Genomic DNA, 15,136 nt, shown 5'->3' with positions numbered 1-15,136 from the left:
GATGACCGCAGAGCAGATCGAGACCCTTTTCACCCGCCGCGACGGGCAGTTCGCCTTTGCCCGCTGGGGCCGCCCCATCGCCCCCGTGGCCTTTGGGATCGAGGAAGAGGCGCTGCCGGTGGTGAAAGGCGCGCTCGAAGCGGTGGCCAAGCTTGCCGGTCACGACATGGCCGAAACCGACCCCGAGTTGGGCAGCAACCTGATGATGTTCTTCTTCGCCGATTGGGCGGAACTGCTCGACGTGCCGGGGATGGATGGATTGGTGCCTGACCTCGCGGCACAGGTCGAGCGGTTGCAGGCGGCGGGGGCGAACCAATACCGCTTCTTCCGATTTGACGAGACCGGCGCGATCAAGGCGGCTTTCGTCTTCCTGCGCATGGACGAGAGCCTGCAAGACATGACTGCGCAGGTGCTGGCGCTGAGCCAAGCGGTGCAGGTCATCCTCTTGTGGTCCGAGGATGCCTTTCAGGAACAATCCCCGCTGGCGATGGCCAATGACGCGCTGGTCCTGCGCCCTGAGGTGGCGGATGTGATCCGCGCCGCCTATGACCCGGTGATGCCCCCCGCCGCCAATGATGCGAGCCTTGCGCTGCGCCTTGCCGCACGGGTGCAGGTGGCGTCATGAGCCATAGCTTCCCGGTCCGCATCTTCTATGAAGACACCGATATGGCAGGCGTTGTCTATTACGCCAACTACCTGCGCTATATCGAACGGGCGCGGTCGGATATCGTCGAACAGATCGGTCTTGATCAACGCGCCATGCGCGACGAGGGGCTGGTCTTTGTCGTAACGCGGGTGGAGGCGGATTACCTCGGCGCTGCGCGCTTTGGCGACCGGCTGGAGGTGCAGACCACCCATCAGGCCGAAGGGCCGGTGCGGTGGGTGTTCGACCAAAATGTGCTGCGCGACGGCAAGGTCATCTTTCGCGCCAAAGTTACCGCCGTTTGCATGACGACGGGCGGAAAACCCACGCGGCTGCCAGCGAAACTCCGCCTGTCGGAGGGCGATCCGGCGCGGTGATACCATAATTCTGGCAATCTAGGTTGCAGTCCGTTAGCTTTGCTCCAAATTGAGGCCGGAAAACAGGGCCCAGAGATAGAACCCAGAGGCAGAATGCCCCGAAGGGGCGGCAGTAAAAGAGCATAGTTAAATGGAAGCAGAGACGCTGGCATTGGCACAGGGGATCGATTTCTCCCTGTGGGGTCTGTTCGCGAAGGCGACGGTCACGGTTAAACTTGTAATGATCATGCTGATCGGGGCCTCTTTCTGGTCGTGGTCGATCATCATTCAGAAAACCATCCAATACCGCCGCGCCCGCGCCGAGGCGGCGCAGTTCGATCAGGCCTTCTGGTCGGGTGAGCCGCTGGACGGGCTTTTCGACAACATCGGACCGGACCCCGACGGCCCCTCGGAGAAGATCTTCGCCGCCGGCATGTCGGAATGGCGCCGCTCGCACCGCGAGGACGGTGCGCTGATCCCCGGTGCCACCGCACGCATCGACCGGTCGATGGACGTGGCCATCGCCAAGGAGGCGGAGCGCCTGCAGAAGGGCTTGCCGGTACTGGCGACCGTGGGCTCCACCGCGCCCTTCGTTGGCCTCTTCGGCACCGTCTTCGGCATCATGAACTCCTTCATCGAGATCGCGGCCCAGCAGAACACCAACCTCGCCGTCGTGGCCCCGGGCATCGCCGAGGCGCTTCTGGCGACCGGCATCGGCCTTCTGGCCGCGATCCCGGCGGTGGTTTTCTACAACAAGCTGAGCGCCGACAGTGACCGGATCTTGGGCACCTACGAGGCCTTCTCGGACGAATTCGCGACCATCCTTAGTCGCCAGTTGGACAGCTGAGCCATGGGTGCGGGTGTCATGAAAAAGCAAGGCGGCAACGGGCGGCGGCGCGGCCGCGCCCAGCCGATGGCCGAGATCAACGTCACGCCCTTCGTGGACGTGATGCTGGTGCTGCTGATCATCTTCATGGTCGCGGCCCCGCTTTTGACCGTCGGCGTGCCGGTGGAACTGCCCAAGACCGCCGCCACGGCCCTGCCAGCCGAGCAGGAAGAGCCGCTGACCGTCACCGTCACCGCCCAAGGCGCGGTGCAGATCCAGACCACCGACACGCCACGCGACCAGCTGGTGACCAAGCTGCGCGCCATCGCGGCAGAGCGCGCCAGCGACCGGGTGTTCCTGCGCGCCGATGGCGCGGTGCCCTATGCGCAGGTCATGGAGGTCATGGGCGCGCTCAACGCGGGCGGATTTTCCAACATCGGTCTGGTGACCGACATCGGCGGCCCGGCGATGGACGGCAGCGACACGTCGGGTGGCTGAGCGGTGCATACCGGGCATTACATATCAGGTGCCGGGCATCTGGGTCTTATCGGCTGGCTTTTGTTCGGGAACATTTTCACCTCCGAGCCGGACCCGGTTGAGATGACCGAGGTCTCGGTGATCTCGGCGGCGGAATATGACGCGCTCGTCGCGGCCCAGCAGCCGCCCGCTTCGACCACCGAGGTGGCCCAGCCCGCATTGCCCGCGCCGAGCGAGGAGGCGCCCGAGGTCACCGCCGAGCCGGATGCCGAGATCGTACAGCCCGAGCCGGTGCAGACCGAAACCCCGCCCGAGGACACGCCGCCCGAGGTGACCGAGCTGGAACTGCCGCCGCAGACCGAAGTGGACGACAGCGCGCCCGAACTCAACGAACCCATCGGCGACACCGCCGTGCTGGTGCCCGAGATCGCCCCCGAGGCCCGCCCCCGCGAGGCCCCGCGCGTGGCGCCCGAGCCCGTGGCCCCGCCCGAGCCCGAAGCGCGCCCCGACCTTGATGAACGGCCCGCCGTCGCGCCCGAACCCGAGGCCGAGCCGGAAGTCGTCGTCGAAGAAGAGCCGCAAGAGGCGCAGACGCCCGAGGACAGCACGACCGAAATCGTGACCGAGGCCGATCAGGCCCCGGCGGCCTCGGCCCGTCCGCCCGGTGGCCGTCCGGCCCCGCCGCCGCCCGTCGAGGTGGCCGAGGCCCCGGAGGAACCCGAGGAGGAAGCCGCCCCCGAACCGACACCGGCGCCCGCCGAGGCACCCACGCAGGACACGACCGAAGACGCCATCGCCGATGCGCTGAGCGAAGTCCTCGGCCAGCCGGAGGCCGAGGCCCCGGTGCCGAGCGGCCCGCCGCTGAATGCTAGCGAGCGCGAGAGCCTGCGCGTCGCGGTTTCGGCCTGCTGGAACATCGGCGCGCTGTCGACCGAAGCGGCACGGACCACGGTGATCGTGGGGCTGCAGATGAATCAGGACGGCACGCCGGTAATCGGGTCGATCCGGATGCTCAGCGCCTCGGGCGGTGGCGATGCCGCAGCAAGGCAGGCCTTCGAGGCGGCCAAACGTGCAATCATCCGCTGCGGCAGCCGCGGCTACGACCTGCCACAGGAGAAATACAGCCAGTGGCAAGACATCGAGATGACATTCGACCCAATGAGGAGCCGATAACATGCTGACGAGACTTCTGGGACTTCTGGCACTGGGGGCCGCGACCGTCTTCGCGGCGGCCCCGGACACCGCGCGCGCCGAGCCGTTGCGCATCGTGATTGACGACCCGACCATCGAACCCTTGCCCTTTGCCGTCCCCAGCTTTCAGCCCGAAAGCGGTGAGGCTGGCCAACTGGCCGTCGACATCGCCCGCGTCGTCTCGGACGATCTGACCGGCACTGGCCTCTTCCGCGAGATTCCGGCCAGCGCCTATATTTCCACCGTGAGCGACTTCAACGCGCCGGTCGAATACGCCGATTGGAAGGCGATCAACGCGCAGGCGCTGATCACCGGGGCTGTCAATGTCACCGGCAACAGTGTGAACGTGAAGTTCCGCGTCTATGACGTTTTCTCGGGCGAGGAACTGCTGGATGCCAGCGGGCAGGGCGGTCTGCAATTCAGCGGCACCGTCGACGGCTGGCGCCGCATGGCGCATAAGGTGGCCGATGCGGTTTACAGCCGGATCACCGGCGAGGGCGGCTATTTCGACAGCCGCGTGGTTTTCGTTTCTGAGACCGGGCCGAAGGACAACCGCCAGAAACGTCTGGCCGTGATGGACTATGACGGGGCGAACCTGAAATACCTCACCGAATCCGGCTCCATCGTGCTGGCGCCGCGTTTTTCGCCCAGCGGGGACCGTGTGCTCTACACCAGCTATGAAAGTGGCTTCCCGCGCATCTATGTCTTGGATATCGGCACCGTCCAACGCCGCGCGCTGCAAAGCGCCGAAGGCTCCATGGCCTTCGCGCCGCGGTTCTCGCCCAGCGGTCAGACGGTGGTCTATTCGTTGAGCCAAGGCGGCAACACGGACATCTATTCGATGGACATCAACAGCGGCCAGTCGGTGCGCCTGACGAACACGCCTGCGATCGAGACGGCGCCGAGCTTTTCGCCCGATGGCAGCCGGATTGTCTTTGAGAGTGACCGTTCCGGCAGCCCGCAGCTTTACGTCATGCCCGCCACCGGGGGCGAGGCGACGCGGATTTCCTTTGGCGAGGGGCGCTACGGCACGCCCGTCTGGTCGCCGCGCGGGGATTTGGTGGCCTTTACCAAGCAGAACAAGGGCCGCTTCCACATCGGTGTGATGCGCCTCGATGGGTCCGAAGAGCGTCTGCTGACCGCCTCCTTCCTCGATGAGGGTCCGACTTGGGCCCCCAACGGGCGGGTGATCATGTTTGCGCGCGAGACCCAAGGGGCGGGCGGGTCCTCCTCGCTCTATTCCGTCGATATTTCGGGGCGCAACCTCAAGCCTGTGCGCACGCCCGAAGGCGGCTCTGACCCCTCGTGGTCACCGCTGCAAGACTAAGGTTTCCACATGCCACACACGGGTGCGGGCAATTCCAATGATCCCGCGCCTGTGTTAATACCAGCAACGATAACGCCACCACATAGAAGGCAGACCCCATGAAACGCATTCTGACCAGCACGCTTTTGATTTCCGCATTGGCCGTGTCGGCCTGTACCAACCCTGACCGCTTTGGTGCCGATGGCATGGGCGGGGCAAATGCAGGGGCCGGGGTCAACGCCGGCGTGGTGCCGGGCAGCGCGAATGACCCAACCTCCACCGCCTATTTCCAGCAGGCCGTGGGCGACCGGGTGCTGTTCCTTGTGGACCAATCCACCCTGACCGACGAAGGTCGCGCCACGCTTGACGGGCAGGTCGCATGGCTTCAGGCCAATTCCGATTACCAAGCCGTGATCGAAGGCCATGCCGATGAGCAGGGCACCCGCGAATACAACATCGCCCTTGGCGGTCGCCGCGCCAACGCGGTGCGCGAATATATGATCTCGCGCGGGATCGCGGCCTCGCGGCTCAAGACCATCAGCTACGGCAAGGAACGCCCGATCGAGATCTGCTCGGCCGAGGCTTGCTATGCCAAGAACCGCCGCGCGGTGACCGTGCTGGCTGGCGGCGCGCTGACCAGCTGATCGCGGCAACTGCCCAAGCAATGACCAATCCAAGGAGGCCGATGTGCTGAAGCGATATATCTTCGTGGCCGTGATGGGGCTGATGACCGCCCCCGCCGCGCTTATGGCGCAGGACAACGATCAAACGCTGGCGGATATTCGCCAGCAGCTGACCGTGCTCAACGTCGAGGTGCAAAAGCTGCGCCGCGAACTGTCGACCACCGGCGGCGCCTCGGTCGAGACCGGCGGCAATTCGGTGTTGGAGCGGGTCAGCACCATGGAGAGCGAGTTGCAGCGCCTCACCTCCAAGACCGAGGAGATGGAGAACCGCATCAACCGGATCGTCGCCGATGGCACCAACCGGATCGGCGATCTGGAGTACCGTTTGGTCGAGCTTGAGGGCGGCGATCTGGGCGCTTTGGGTGAGACGTCGACCCTCGGCGGAGGGGAGGCGCCCGCCGTGGCAGCCCCCGCCCCCGAAGCGTCCCCCGCCCCGGAAGCAGGCCGTGAGGTGGTCGAAGTGACCCCCGGCAACGGCGAAGCGGGCGCTTCCGGCGGCATCATCACCCCGATCAACGAAGCAGAGCTGGCGGTTAGCGAGAAGGCCGATTTCGAGCGGGCGCAGGAGGCGCTCGCATCAGGTGACTTTCGCAGCGCCGCCGATCTCTTTGCGTCCTTCAATACGACCTACCCCGGCGGTCCGCTAGCCGCCGAGGCCGAGATGCGCCGGGGCGAAGCCCTGACCGGTCTGGGCGACAACCGCGAAGCGGCGCGCGCCTATCTTGCGGCCTTCAGCACCGATCCCGAAGGGCCGGTGGCCCCGCGGTCGCTCTTCGAGCTGGGCCGCGCTCTTGGCGTGTTGGAACAGACCCAAGAAGCCTGCGTGACCCTTTCGGAAGTCGCCGTGCGCTTTCCGAACGCCCCGCAGGTCAGCCAAGCCGAGGCGCAGCGCCAGACGCTGGGTTGTTCCTGACCGCAGATGACTGCACCCGCCGCAACGGCTGATGCAGGGCTGACCGAGGGGTTGCTTTCTGGCTTGGGCGGCGCGCTGCCGCCCCGCCTTGGCGTCGCCGTCTCGGGCGGGGGCGATTCCATGGCCCTGCTGTCGCTCCTGCATGGGCTGGCGACGGCGAAGGGCAGCCATCTCGAGACCGTGACCGTCGACCATGGGCTGCGCCCGGAAGCGGCGGAAGAGGCCGCCATGGTCGCGCGCCATGCCGCCCGACTGGGGTTGGCCCATGAAACACTGCACTGGCGCGATTGGGACGGGCAGGGGAATCTTCAAAACGCCGCGCGTGAGGCGCGCTATCGCCTGATGGCCGATTGGGCCGCGCGGCGCGGGCTTCCCGTCGTGGCCCTTGGCCATACGGCGGACGATCAAGCCGAGACGGTGCTGATGCGCTTGGCGCGCCGGTCGGGGGTCGATGGGCTTGCGGCCATGGCGCCGCGCAGCGAAAGATTTGGTGTCACATGGCTGCGCCCGCTGCTTTTCGCCCGGCGCGCGGCCCTGCGCGATCATCTGCGGCGGGCGGGGCTGCACTGGGTCGAAGACCCCAGCAATGATGACCCGCGCTATGCCCGGATCAAAACCCGCCAAAGCCTTGATGCCCTCGCGCCGCTTGGCATCGATGTAGAGACTTTGGCCGAGGTCGCGCGCAACATGGCCACCGCCCGGGCGGCGTTGGACGCCCAAACCGACCGCGCCGCGGGCGATATCCTGCGTATGGAGGCGGGCGCGCAGGTGATGCAGGCCGATGCCTTTTTCGCCGAGCCGGAAGAGATCCGCCGCCGCCTGATGCTTTGCGCGCTCGGGCAGATCAACGGCGGCGCTTACCCCCCGCGCCGCGGCCCCGTGGCCGCTTTGATCGCGGGGCTAGCGGAAGGGCAGGCGGCCACGCTGGCGGGGTGTCAGGCACTGCTCCGGCGCGGTGAAATCTGGATCTTTCGCGAGTATAACGCGGTGCGCGATCTGCGCGTGCCTGCGGATCAGCTTTGGGACGGACGCTGGCGTGCGATCCCCCCCGAAGGGCTGCCGCCCGAGGCCGAATTGCGCGCGCTTGGCCCAGAGGGGCTGGCCCAATGCCCCGATTGGCGCAGCCTTGGGCGACCCCGTGCTGCCTTGCTGTCGACCCCGGCCATCTGGCAGGGCCCGCGGCTGCTTGCCGCGCCCCTTGCCGGGCTGGACCAGAAATGGCATGTCCGGCGCGAAAGCGGCGCGGAATGGAACAAAACCGCGCCATTATCGCATTGAACATGAGCGCATCATGTCTATCTTAGTATGGTGGTTGCCCGAACGGGCGCCCCTTGGGTTGCGGGACTTGCCCGCGGCCATGTGAATTTAGGAGAATTCCCTTGGGAAATGTTCGTAACCTCGCCTTCTGGGTTGTCCTGATGTTGCTTGTGCTGGCGCTGTTCAACCTGTTCAGCGGGTCCAGCGGGTCGCTGCAAAACAACGAAGTCAGCTATTCCGAATTCGTCACCTCCGTACAGGATGGGGATGTCCGAAATGTGACATTGGATGGTGAGCAGGTGCGATTCCGCCAAGCGGATGGTGCCGACTATCTGACGATTAAACCCGGCGATGCCGAGCTGACCCAGCTTTTGATCGACAACGACATCCCCGTCAAAGCGCGCCCCCAGCAACAGTCCGGTTTCCAGACCTTCCTGATGTCGCTTTTGCCTATCGCGCTGCTGATCGGCGTGTGGATTTACTTCATGAACCGCATGCAGGGCGGCGGCAAAGGCGGGGCCATGGGCTTTGGCAAATCCAAGGCCAAGATGCTGACCGAAAAGCATGGCCGGGTGACCTTTGACGATGTCGCGGGCATCGACGAGGCCAAGGAAGAGCTTGAAGAGATCGTCGAATTCCTTCGCAACCCGCAGAAGTTCTCGCGCCTCGGCGGCAAGATCCCGAAAGGCGCGCTGCTGGTGGGCCCTCCGGGCACCGGTAAGACGCTGCTGGCCCGTGCGATTGCGGGCGAGGCGGGCGTGCCCTTCTTCACCATTTCGGGCTCCGACTTTGTCGAGATGTTCGTGGGTGTCGGTGCCAGCCGCGTGCGTGACATGTTCGAACAGGCCAAGAAGAACGCCCCCTGTATTGTCTTCATCGACGAGATCGACGCCGTGGGCCGTCACCGTGGCGCAGGCTATGGCGGCGGCAACGATGAGCGTGAGCAGACCCTGAACCAGCTTCTGGTCGAGATGGACGGTTTCGAGAGCAACGAGGGCGTCATCATCCTCGCCGCGACCAACCGTCGCGACGTGCTCGACCCCGCGCTGCTGCGTCCGGGCCGTTTCGACCGTCAGGTCACCGTGCCGAACCCCGACATCAAGGGCCGCGAGAAGATTCTCTCGGTGCATGCCCGCAAGACCCCGCTGGGGCCGGACGTCGACCTGCGCATCATCGCGCGCGGTACGCCGGGCTTCTCGGGTGCGGATCTGGCGAACCTCGTGAACGAGGCCGCGCTGATGGCCGCCCGCGTCGGTCGCCGTTTCGTCACTATGGTCGATTTCGAACAGGCCAAGGACAAGGTGATGATGGGGCCCGAGCGCCGCTCCATGGTCATGACCGCCGAGCAGAAAGAGATGACCGCCTATCACGAGGCCGGTCACGCGTTGGTGGGCATGACGCTGCCCAAATGCGACCCGGTTTACAAGGCTACGATCATCCCGCGCGGCGGCGCGCTCGGCATGGTGATGAGCCTGCCTGAGATCGACCGGCTGAACATGTTCAAGGACGAATGCCACCAGCGTCTGGCCATGGCCATGGCGGGCAAGGCGGCGGAAATCCACAAATACGGGCCCGACTCGGTCTCCAACGGTCCGGCGGGCGACATCCAGCAAGCCTCGGCGCTGGCGCGTGCGATGGTGCTGCAATGGGGCATGTCGGATAAGGTCGGCAACATCGACTATTCCGAAGCCGCGCAGGGCTATCAGGGCAACACTGCGGGCTTCTCCGTCTCAGCCAATACCAAGGAGTTGGTCGAGAAAGAGGTGCAGCAGTTCATCCAAGACGGCTATGACCGCGCGATGAAGATCATCACCGAGAAAGAGGTGGAGTTCGAGCGTTTGGCCCAAGGTCTGCTGGAATATGAGACCCTGACCGGCGATGAGATCAAACGCGTCATGGACGGCCTGCCGCCAGCAGAGGATTCCGACGACGACAACTCCGACACCGGCAGCGCGCCGAGCGTCACCGCGATCCCCAAGGCGAAGGGCAAGAAAACCCCGCCGAAGGATGGCGGGATGGAACCTGAACCTTCGGTCTGATCCGACCTACGACATTTGAAAGACCCCGCTTCGGCGGGGTCTTTTCGTTTTCGGCACTCCCTCCGGTCGGGGGCGGGAATTCCACTATCGCTTCACAGTCGCCATCGCGTTAGACAGGGACGGAATTCTTGAACAAGCCGGGTCTTATGCGACGCATCCTTTCTGCCCTCGCCCTTCTACTCGCTTTCACCGCCGGACCGGTCTGGGCCGAGCCGCAGACCTACGCTGTCGCTTTAGGCGGGCGGCAGCTGGGGACCTTGCAGTTCAACGGGCAAAGCCGGAACGCGGCCTTCCTGCTGTCGCTCGACAACGCGCCTTTCGGCATCAAGAACGGCAGCTTCAAGGCGGCCACCCAGTCGCGTGGCACCGCGGTCAGCTATCTCGGGTCCAACCGGGGGAGCGAGACGCGCGATATCGCGATTGACCGGACCGCGGGGCAGGTCACCTCGGTGGCGATCACCCCGGCTTCGGAAATGACGAAAATGTCGGAGGCCGGAGCGGTGCCTGCCGGTGTCCTCTTCCCGCCCGAGCTTTTCGCCGCCCTTGCCACCGGCAAAAGCTGCCCCGCGCCGCTGTCGCTCTACGATGGCCGCCGCGTGGTGCAGATCGCGACGCAGAGCAGCCGAGAGGAGGGGGCTTCGGTGTTCTGCGATATTTCCTACCGGGTCGTCATGGGGCCGGGCTATGTCTCTCCCTTTTATCTCAAATCCTTTGGGATGGCGCTTGTCTACAGGGCGGGCACCCTTGCCAAAGCCTCATTGAGCGGGGGCGGTTTCAAGGTGCATCTGATCCGGCAATAGGCATAGGATGGCGTTGCCAAACCAGCCCAAAGGACGCCCCATGCCCGAACTGCGCAAGACAGACCATACCGCCCGGATCACTTGGCTGGGCATGGTCCCTCAGGACCGCGAAAACATCCGCTCGGTCGCGGTTGAGCAGGCCTTTGCGACCTATGCGGGCATCGAAGGGGATTTTCACGCAGGGTTGACCCGTCCGGCCTGCGTGCGTGTGCGCAACCTGCATGCCAAGGGGACGGAGATACGCAACACGCGTCAACTCTCCATCCTCTCCGCCGAAGAGATGGCCGAGATCGCCGCCGCCATCGACCTTCCCAAGCTCGACCCGACCCTGCTGGGCGCTTCGATCATCCTTGAAGGGATCCCGGATTTCACCCTCGTCCCGCCGGGGTCGCGGCTACAAAACGAGCATGGCACCACCTTGGTCGTGGACATCGAAAACGGTCCCTGCAACCTGCCGGCCCGCGAGATCGAGGTGGAGGCCCCCGGCCATGGCAAAACCTTCAAAGCCGCCGCCCAAGGCAAACGCGGCGTGACCGCATGGGTCGAGCGGGAGGGGCCGTTGAGCTTGGGCGACACGCTGCGGCTTTTCGTGCCGAACCAGCCGGTCTGGCCGCATCTGGGCTAAGCGCGCGCCGTTTCGCGAACTTTGAGTGTCGGAAACACGGCCCCCCGTCGGGGGCTTGTCGCGCTATGGCTAAAGAATAAAGATCGCCACCAACGGCAACAGGGGATTCTCATGGCTTTCAAAACCGACATTCAAATCGCCCGCGAAGCGGCGAAACGCCCTATTCAAGAAATCGGCGCGAAGCTGGGCATCTCAAGCGACGACCTGCTGCCCTATGGCCATGACAAGGCGAAGGTGAGCCAATCCTTCATCGATTCCGTGCAGGACCGTGCGAACGGCAAGCTGATCCTCGTCACCGCGATCAACCCGACCCCGGCAGGGGAGGGCAAGACCACCACCACCGTCGGGCTCGGCGACGGGTTGAACCGGATCGGCAAAAAGGCGGCGGTCTGCATCCGCGAAGCCTCGCTCGGGCCGAACTTCGGGATGAAGGGGGGTGCCGCGGGCGGCGGCTATGCCCAAGTGGTGCCGATGGAAGAGATGAACCTGCATTTCACCGGCGATTTCCACGCCATCACAAGCGCCCACAACCTGCTGGCGGCGATGATCGACAACCACATCTACTGGGGCAACGAGTTGGAGATCGACACCCGCCGTGTCACATGGCGCCGGGTGGTCGACATGAATGACCGCGCCCTGCGCCAGATCACCGCCTCCTTGGGCGGTGTGCCCAACGGTTTCCCGCGCGAGTCGGGCTTTGACATCACCGTGGCCTCCGAGGTCATGGCGATCCTCTGTCTGGCCAAGAACCTCACCGATCTGCAAGAGCGCCTTGGCGCGATGATCGTCGCCTACCGCCGCGACCGTAGTCCGGTCTATGCCCGCGACATCAAGGCGGATGGGGCCATGACGGTGCTTTTGAAAGACGCGATGCAGCCGAACCTCGTGCAGACGTTGGAAAACAACCCAGCCTTCGTCCACGGCGGGCCCTTCGCCAATATCGCCCACGGCTGCAACTCGGTCATCGCCACGACCACGGCGTTGAAACTGGCAGATTATGTGGTGACAGAGGCAGGCTTTGGCGCCGATCTCGGGGCCGAGAAATTCATGAACATCAAATGCCGCAAGGCGGGGCTGGCGCCTTCTGTGGTGGTCGTCGTCGCCACGGTGCGCGCGATGAAGATGAACGGCGGCGTGGCGAAAGCCGACCTAGGGACCGAGAATGTCGAGGCCGTGCAACAGGGCTGTGCTAACCTTGGCCGCCACATCGAAAACGTGAAATCCTTTGGCGTGCCCGTGGTGGTGGCGATCAACCATTTCGTCACCGATACCGAGGCCGAAGTGGCGGCGGTTAAAGAATATGTCGCGGCCCAAGGGGCCGAGGCGATCCTCTCGCGCCACTGGGAACTGGGCTCGGAAGGCTCCGCGGATCTGGCCACCCGCGTGGCAGAGATCGCCGATGGCGATCACGCGAATTTCGCCCCGCTCTATGCCGACGAGATGCCGCTGTTCGAAAAGATCGAGACCATCACCAAACGTGTCTACCGTGCCGACGAAGTGCTGGCCGACCAAAAGGTGCGCAACCAGTTGAAGGATTGGGAGGCGCAGGGTTATGGCAATCTTCCGGTCTGCATGGCCAAGACCCAGTATAGTTTCTCAACCGATCCCGACCTGCGCGGCGCGCCCACGGGTTTCAGCGTCCCCATCCGCGAGGTGCGCCTTTCGGCAGGGGCGGGCTTCGTTGTCGTCATCTGCGGTGAGATCATGACCATGCCGGGCCTGCCGCGGGTGCCTTCTGCCGAGGCAATCAAGCTCAACGCCGATGGCGATGTGGAGGGATTGTTCTAAGGCGGGTTGCAATGACCCGCCGTCGCGGTGATGTAGAGCATGTTCAACCTGCAGCAAGCGAAAGTGAGACGGATATGGCAGCGACAATCATCGATGGCAAAGCCTTTGCAGCAACGGTGCGTGAGAAGGTCGCGGGCCATGTCGACCGGCTGAAGACGGATCACGGCGTCACCCCCGGCCTCGCCGTGGTGCTGGTGGGCGAAGACCCGGCAAGCCAAGTCTATGTCCGCTCCAAGGGCAAAATGACTCGCGAGGTCGGCATGAAGTCGGTCGAACACAAGCTGCCCGCGACCGTCGATCAGGACGACCTGCTCAAGCTGATCGACGCGTTGAACAACGACCCCGAGATCCACGGCATCCTCGTGCAACTGCCGCTGCCGGATCATCTGGACGAAACCCGCGTGGTCAATGCCGTCTCGCCCGCCAAGGACGTGGACGGTTTTCACATCTCCAACGTCGGCCTACTGGGCGCAGGGCAGAAAAGCATGGTGCCCTGCACCCCGCTGGGCTGCCTGATGATGCTGCGCGACCATCACGGCGATCTGACGGGTATGAACGCGGTGGTCATTGGCCGGTCCAACATCGTCGGCAAACCGATGGCGCAGCTGCTCTTGGGCGATAGCTGCACGGTGACCATCGCGCATAGCCGCACCCGCGATCTGCCCGAGGTGGTGCGCCGCGCCGATATCGTGGTCGCCGCCGTTGGCCGCCCCGAGATGGTGCCCGGCGATTGGATCAAAGAGGGCGCGACGGTGATCGACGTGGGCATCAACCGGATCGAGACCGGCGAGAAAACCAAACTGGTCGGCGACGTGGACTTCGACAGCGCCAGCCAGCGCGCCGGGGCCATCACCCCGGTGCCCGGCGGGGTCGGGCCGATGACCATCGCCTGCCTGCTGGCCAATACGGTCACCGCCTGCTGCCGCGCCAATGGGTTGGCAGAACCCGAAGGGCTGACCGCCTAAGCGCCTGGCACCGGCACGATGGTGCCCTGCAGGATGGCGATGAGCTTGGCGGCGCCATGCGTTTCCGCATGCACCTCCGCCGTGACCACACAAAGCCGCCGGCCCGGTTTCACCACCCGGCCCGTGGCAATCAGCCGGTCTCCCCGAGCGGGAGCCAGAAGGTTGATCTTGATCTCCGAGGTCACGACATCGACCTCCGGCGGCAACATGCTCAAGGCCGCATAGCCCGCCGCGGAATCGCCGATGGAAAAGGTCAGCCCCGCATGGCCAAAACCCTGCTGCTGCATCGCGCCCGGCAGGACCGGCGCCGCAACCTTGACCAGACCCGACTGCACATCGATGATCTCGGCCCCCAGGGTCTGCATCATGGTCTGCTTGGCAAAACCCTCCCGCACCCGTCGTTCAATCTGATCATCCATCATCGCTTCTTTCCGGGCATGGGGATCGCCACAGGGTGCGGCCCCGTGAGTACCGCACAGGCCTCTGGCCCCATCAAATCACAAAGCACCCGCGACTGGCTGCGCAGCCCGCCGGTATAGGTGCCATATGCAGGCAGGATTAGCCGCTTGCTGTCAAACAAAAACGCCGGACGCGAGATGCTGCGGCCCCGCGCGCGGATCGATGCCTTGGGATGATAATGCCCCGACACCTCGCCGGAGGTCCCCTCCGCCGCAATATGCCGAAAGGTCAGCGGGCCGAGCGCCAACTCACCCAAATGCGTACCGCCCAACCCAACCGGGCCCGGATCATGATTGCCTTCGATCCAATCCCACCGCCGCCCGGCCTGCAGGCCGAGAATCCAAAGCCGCTCTTCCTCTGGCAACGCCTGCGCCGCGCCGAGGTCATCAAAACTATCGCCAAGGCAGATCACATGACGCGCTTGCGTGAAAGACAGGTCCGCCGCCAAACGGTTCAACGTATCGCGCGTCTCATAAGGCGGCAGCGCCGACCCGCCGCGCCGCGCGATCCTTTCCGACTTGCCCAAGTGAAGGTCGCTCACACAAAGCAAATCCCTTTCGCGCCACCAAAGCGCGCCAGAACCAAGCGCAGTCAGCCCCGCCCCGGCGAATGAAAACTCAAGTCCGTTCATCCTTTGTTCATCTGAGATCAGCTCTGATTTGGCAAGGGGCCAAACGCGAAGGTTGCGCAGATGGAATGGTCAGCGCAGAGGTATTTAAGAAAGGATGAATTGCAGAAAGCGCGCCCCGCGATCGGGTGGTCACCGGACCGGAGACGCGCCTTCATCCTTTGCGGTCATCGGCTCCTC

General features: G+C 64.6%; 16 protein-coding genes. 14 read left to right on the top strand and 2 right to left on the bottom strand.

What is annotated here, in order from left to right; all coding sequences use genetic code 11:
• Nucleotide 1 precedes the first annotated feature (1 nt).
• From ACGYKA_RS02115 to folD, 14 genes are all read left to right on the top strand, one after another.
• Nucleotides 2–625, top strand: a complete 624-nt coding sequence (locus tag ACGYKA_RS02115) for a hypothetical protein (RefSeq protein ID WP_394411768.1) — start codon at nucleotides 2–4, stop codon at nucleotides 623–625.
• Nucleotides 622–1,020, top strand: coding sequence for a YbgC/FadM family acyl-CoA thioesterase (locus tag ACGYKA_RS02110; protein ID WP_394411315.1), 399 nt, complete (start codon nucleotides 622–624; stop codon nucleotides 1,018–1,020). The genes ACGYKA_RS02115 and ACGYKA_RS02110 overlap by 4 nt, the downstream gene beginning before the upstream one ends.
• Nucleotides 1,021–1,150: 130 nt before the next feature.
• Nucleotides 1,151–1,846: a protein TolQ gene (gene tolQ / locus ACGYKA_RS02105; RefSeq protein WP_394411312.1), complete on the top strand. Its 696-nt coding sequence runs from the start codon at nucleotides 1,151–1,153 to the stop codon at nucleotides 1,844–1,846.
• 3 nt (nucleotides 1,847–1,849) lie between these two features.
• On the top strand, nucleotides 1,850–2,323 hold the full coding sequence (gene tolR, locus ACGYKA_RS02100; RefSeq protein ID WP_394411309.1) for a protein TolR: 474 nt from the start codon (nucleotides 1,850–1,852) through the stop codon (nucleotides 2,321–2,323).
• 60 nt (nucleotides 2,324–2,383) lie between these two features.
• Entirely contained in the window at nucleotides 2,384–3,475 is a 1,092-nt protein-coding gene (locus ACGYKA_RS02095) for an energy transducer TonB (RefSeq protein WP_394411307.1), read from the top strand.
• Between the two features lies 1 nt (nucleotide 3,476).
• Complete coding sequence (gene tolB, locus ACGYKA_RS02090; protein ID WP_209273931.1) at nucleotides 3,477–4,820, top strand: Tol-Pal system beta propeller repeat protein TolB; 1,344 nt, start codon at nucleotides 3,477–3,479, stop codon at nucleotides 4,818–4,820.
• 98 nt (nucleotides 4,821–4,918) lie between these two features.
• A complete protein-coding gene (gene pal, locus ACGYKA_RS02085) occupies nucleotides 4,919–5,443 on the top strand; it encodes a peptidoglycan-associated lipoprotein Pal (protein ID WP_067262930.1) in 525 nt (174 codons plus the stop codon).
• A gap of 73 nt (nucleotides 5,444–5,516) precedes the next feature.
• Nucleotides 5,517–6,395 carry a tol-pal system protein YbgF gene (gene ybgF, locus ACGYKA_RS02080; RefSeq protein WP_394411765.1) on the top strand — a complete coding sequence of 293 codons (879 nt, stop codon included), beginning with the start codon at nucleotides 5,517–5,519 and terminating at the stop codon, nucleotides 6,393–6,395.
• Nucleotides 6,396–6,401: 6 nt separating this feature from the next.
• Nucleotides 6,402–7,673, top strand: a complete 1,272-nt coding sequence (tilS, locus tag ACGYKA_RS02075; RefSeq protein ID WP_271688053.1) for a tRNA lysidine(34) synthetase TilS — start codon at nucleotides 6,402–6,404, stop codon at nucleotides 7,671–7,673.
• Between the two features lie 101 nt (nucleotides 7,674–7,774).
• Nucleotides 7,775–9,691 (top strand): ATP-dependent zinc metalloprotease FtsH, encoded by a 1,917-nt coding sequence (gene ftsH / locus ACGYKA_RS02070; RefSeq protein WP_067262909.1) that lies wholly within the window; start codon nucleotides 7,775–7,777, stop codon nucleotides 9,689–9,691.
• A 146-nt stretch (nucleotides 9,692–9,837) separates the two neighbouring features.
• On the top strand, nucleotides 9,838–10,491 hold the full coding sequence (locus tag ACGYKA_RS02065) for a hypothetical protein (protein WP_394411304.1): 654 nt from the start codon (nucleotides 9,838–9,840) through the stop codon (nucleotides 10,489–10,491).
• 40 nt (nucleotides 10,492–10,531) lie between these two features.
• On the top strand, nucleotides 10,532–11,116 hold the full coding sequence (locus tag ACGYKA_RS02060; protein ID WP_394411301.1) for an MOSC domain-containing protein: 585 nt from the start codon (nucleotides 10,532–10,534) through the stop codon (nucleotides 11,114–11,116).
• A 111-nt stretch (nucleotides 11,117–11,227) separates the two neighbouring features.
• Nucleotides 11,228–12,904, top strand: a complete 1,677-nt coding sequence (locus ACGYKA_RS02055) for a formate--tetrahydrofolate ligase (RefSeq protein WP_394411298.1) — start codon at nucleotides 11,228–11,230, stop codon at nucleotides 12,902–12,904.
• Nucleotides 12,905–12,978: 74 nt separating this feature from the next.
• Complete coding sequence (folD, locus tag ACGYKA_RS02050; protein ID WP_271688048.1) at nucleotides 12,979–13,869, top strand: bifunctional methylenetetrahydrofolate dehydrogenase/methenyltetrahydrofolate cyclohydrolase FolD; 891 nt, start codon at nucleotides 12,979–12,981, stop codon at nucleotides 13,867–13,869.
• Here folD and ACGYKA_RS02045 read toward each other — a convergent pair.
• Both ACGYKA_RS02045 and pdeM read right to left on the bottom strand, forming a co-directional pair.
• Nucleotides 13,866–14,288, bottom strand: a complete 423-nt coding sequence (locus tag ACGYKA_RS02045; protein WP_271688047.1) for a PaaI family thioesterase — start codon at nucleotides 14,286–14,288, stop codon at nucleotides 13,866–13,868. The two genes, folD and ACGYKA_RS02045, sit on opposite strands and share 4 nt — an antisense overlap.
• The gene (pdeM, locus tag ACGYKA_RS02040) at nucleotides 14,288–14,959 is read right to left on the bottom strand and encodes a ligase-associated DNA damage response endonuclease PdeM (RefSeq protein WP_271688046.1); all 672 of its coding nucleotides are present in this window, start codon (nucleotides 14,957–14,959) and stop codon (nucleotides 14,288–14,290) included. The genes ACGYKA_RS02045 and pdeM overlap by 1 nt, the downstream gene beginning before the upstream one ends.
• Nucleotides 14,960–15,136 lie beyond the last annotated feature (177 nt).

This window comes from Sulfitobacter sp. 1A15106, from assembly GCF_043556995.1.
GTDB lineage: Bacteria > Pseudomonadota > Alphaproteobacteria > Rhodobacterales > Rhodobacteraceae > Sulfitobacter > Sulfitobacter faviae.
Note: the sequence above shows the minus strand (reverse complement) of the source record. Positions and strands in the feature narration are given on the sequence as shown.

What these genes read in the sequence shown, in the direction of transcription:
- ACGYKA_RS02115 (WP_394411768.1), top strand. Translation starts at nt 2, where the DNA reads ATGACCGCAGAGCAGATCGAGACCCTTTTCACCCGCCGCGACGGGCAG.
- ACGYKA_RS02110 (WP_394411315.1), top strand. Translation starts at nt 622, where the DNA reads ATGAGCCATAGCTTCCCGGTCCGCATCTTCTATGAAGACACCGATATG.
- tolQ (WP_394411312.1), top strand. Translation starts at nt 1,151, where the DNA reads ATGGAAGCAGAGACGCTGGCATTGGCACAGGGGATCGATTTCTCCCTG.
- tolR (WP_394411309.1), top strand. Translation starts at nt 1,850, where the DNA reads ATGGGTGCGGGTGTCATGAAAAAGCAAGGCGGCAACGGGCGGCGGCGC.
- tolB (WP_209273931.1), top strand. Translation starts at nt 3,477, where the DNA reads ATGCTGACGAGACTTCTGGGACTTCTGGCACTGGGGGCCGCGACCGTC.
- pal (WP_067262930.1), top strand. Translation starts at nt 4,919, where the DNA reads ATGAAACGCATTCTGACCAGCACGCTTTTGATTTCCGCATTGGCCGTG.
- ybgF (WP_394411765.1), top strand. Translation starts at nt 5,517, where the DNA reads ATGGGGCTGATGACCGCCCCCGCCGCGCTTATGGCGCAGGACAACGAT.
- tilS (WP_271688053.1), top strand. Translation starts at nt 6,402, where the DNA reads ATGACTGCACCCGCCGCAACGGCTGATGCAGGGCTGACCGAGGGGTTG.
- ACGYKA_RS02065 (WP_394411304.1), top strand. Translation starts at nt 9,838, where the DNA reads ATGCGACGCATCCTTTCTGCCCTCGCCCTTCTACTCGCTTTCACCGCC.
- ACGYKA_RS02060 (WP_394411301.1), top strand. Translation starts at nt 10,532, where the DNA reads ATGCCCGAACTGCGCAAGACAGACCATACCGCCCGGATCACTTGGCTG.
- ACGYKA_RS02055 (WP_394411298.1), top strand. Translation starts at nt 11,228, where the DNA reads ATGGCTTTCAAAACCGACATTCAAATCGCCCGCGAAGCGGCGAAACGC.
- folD (WP_271688048.1), top strand. Translation starts at nt 12,979, where the DNA reads ATGGCAGCGACAATCATCGATGGCAAAGCCTTTGCAGCAACGGTGCGT.
- ACGYKA_RS02045 (WP_271688047.1), bottom strand. Translation starts at nt 14,288, where the DNA reads ATGGATGATCAGATTGAACGACGGGTGCGGGAGGGTTTTGCCAAGCAG.
- pdeM (WP_271688046.1), bottom strand. Translation starts at nt 14,959, where the DNA reads ATGAACGGACTTGAGTTTTCATTCGCCGGGGCGGGGCTGACTGCGCTT.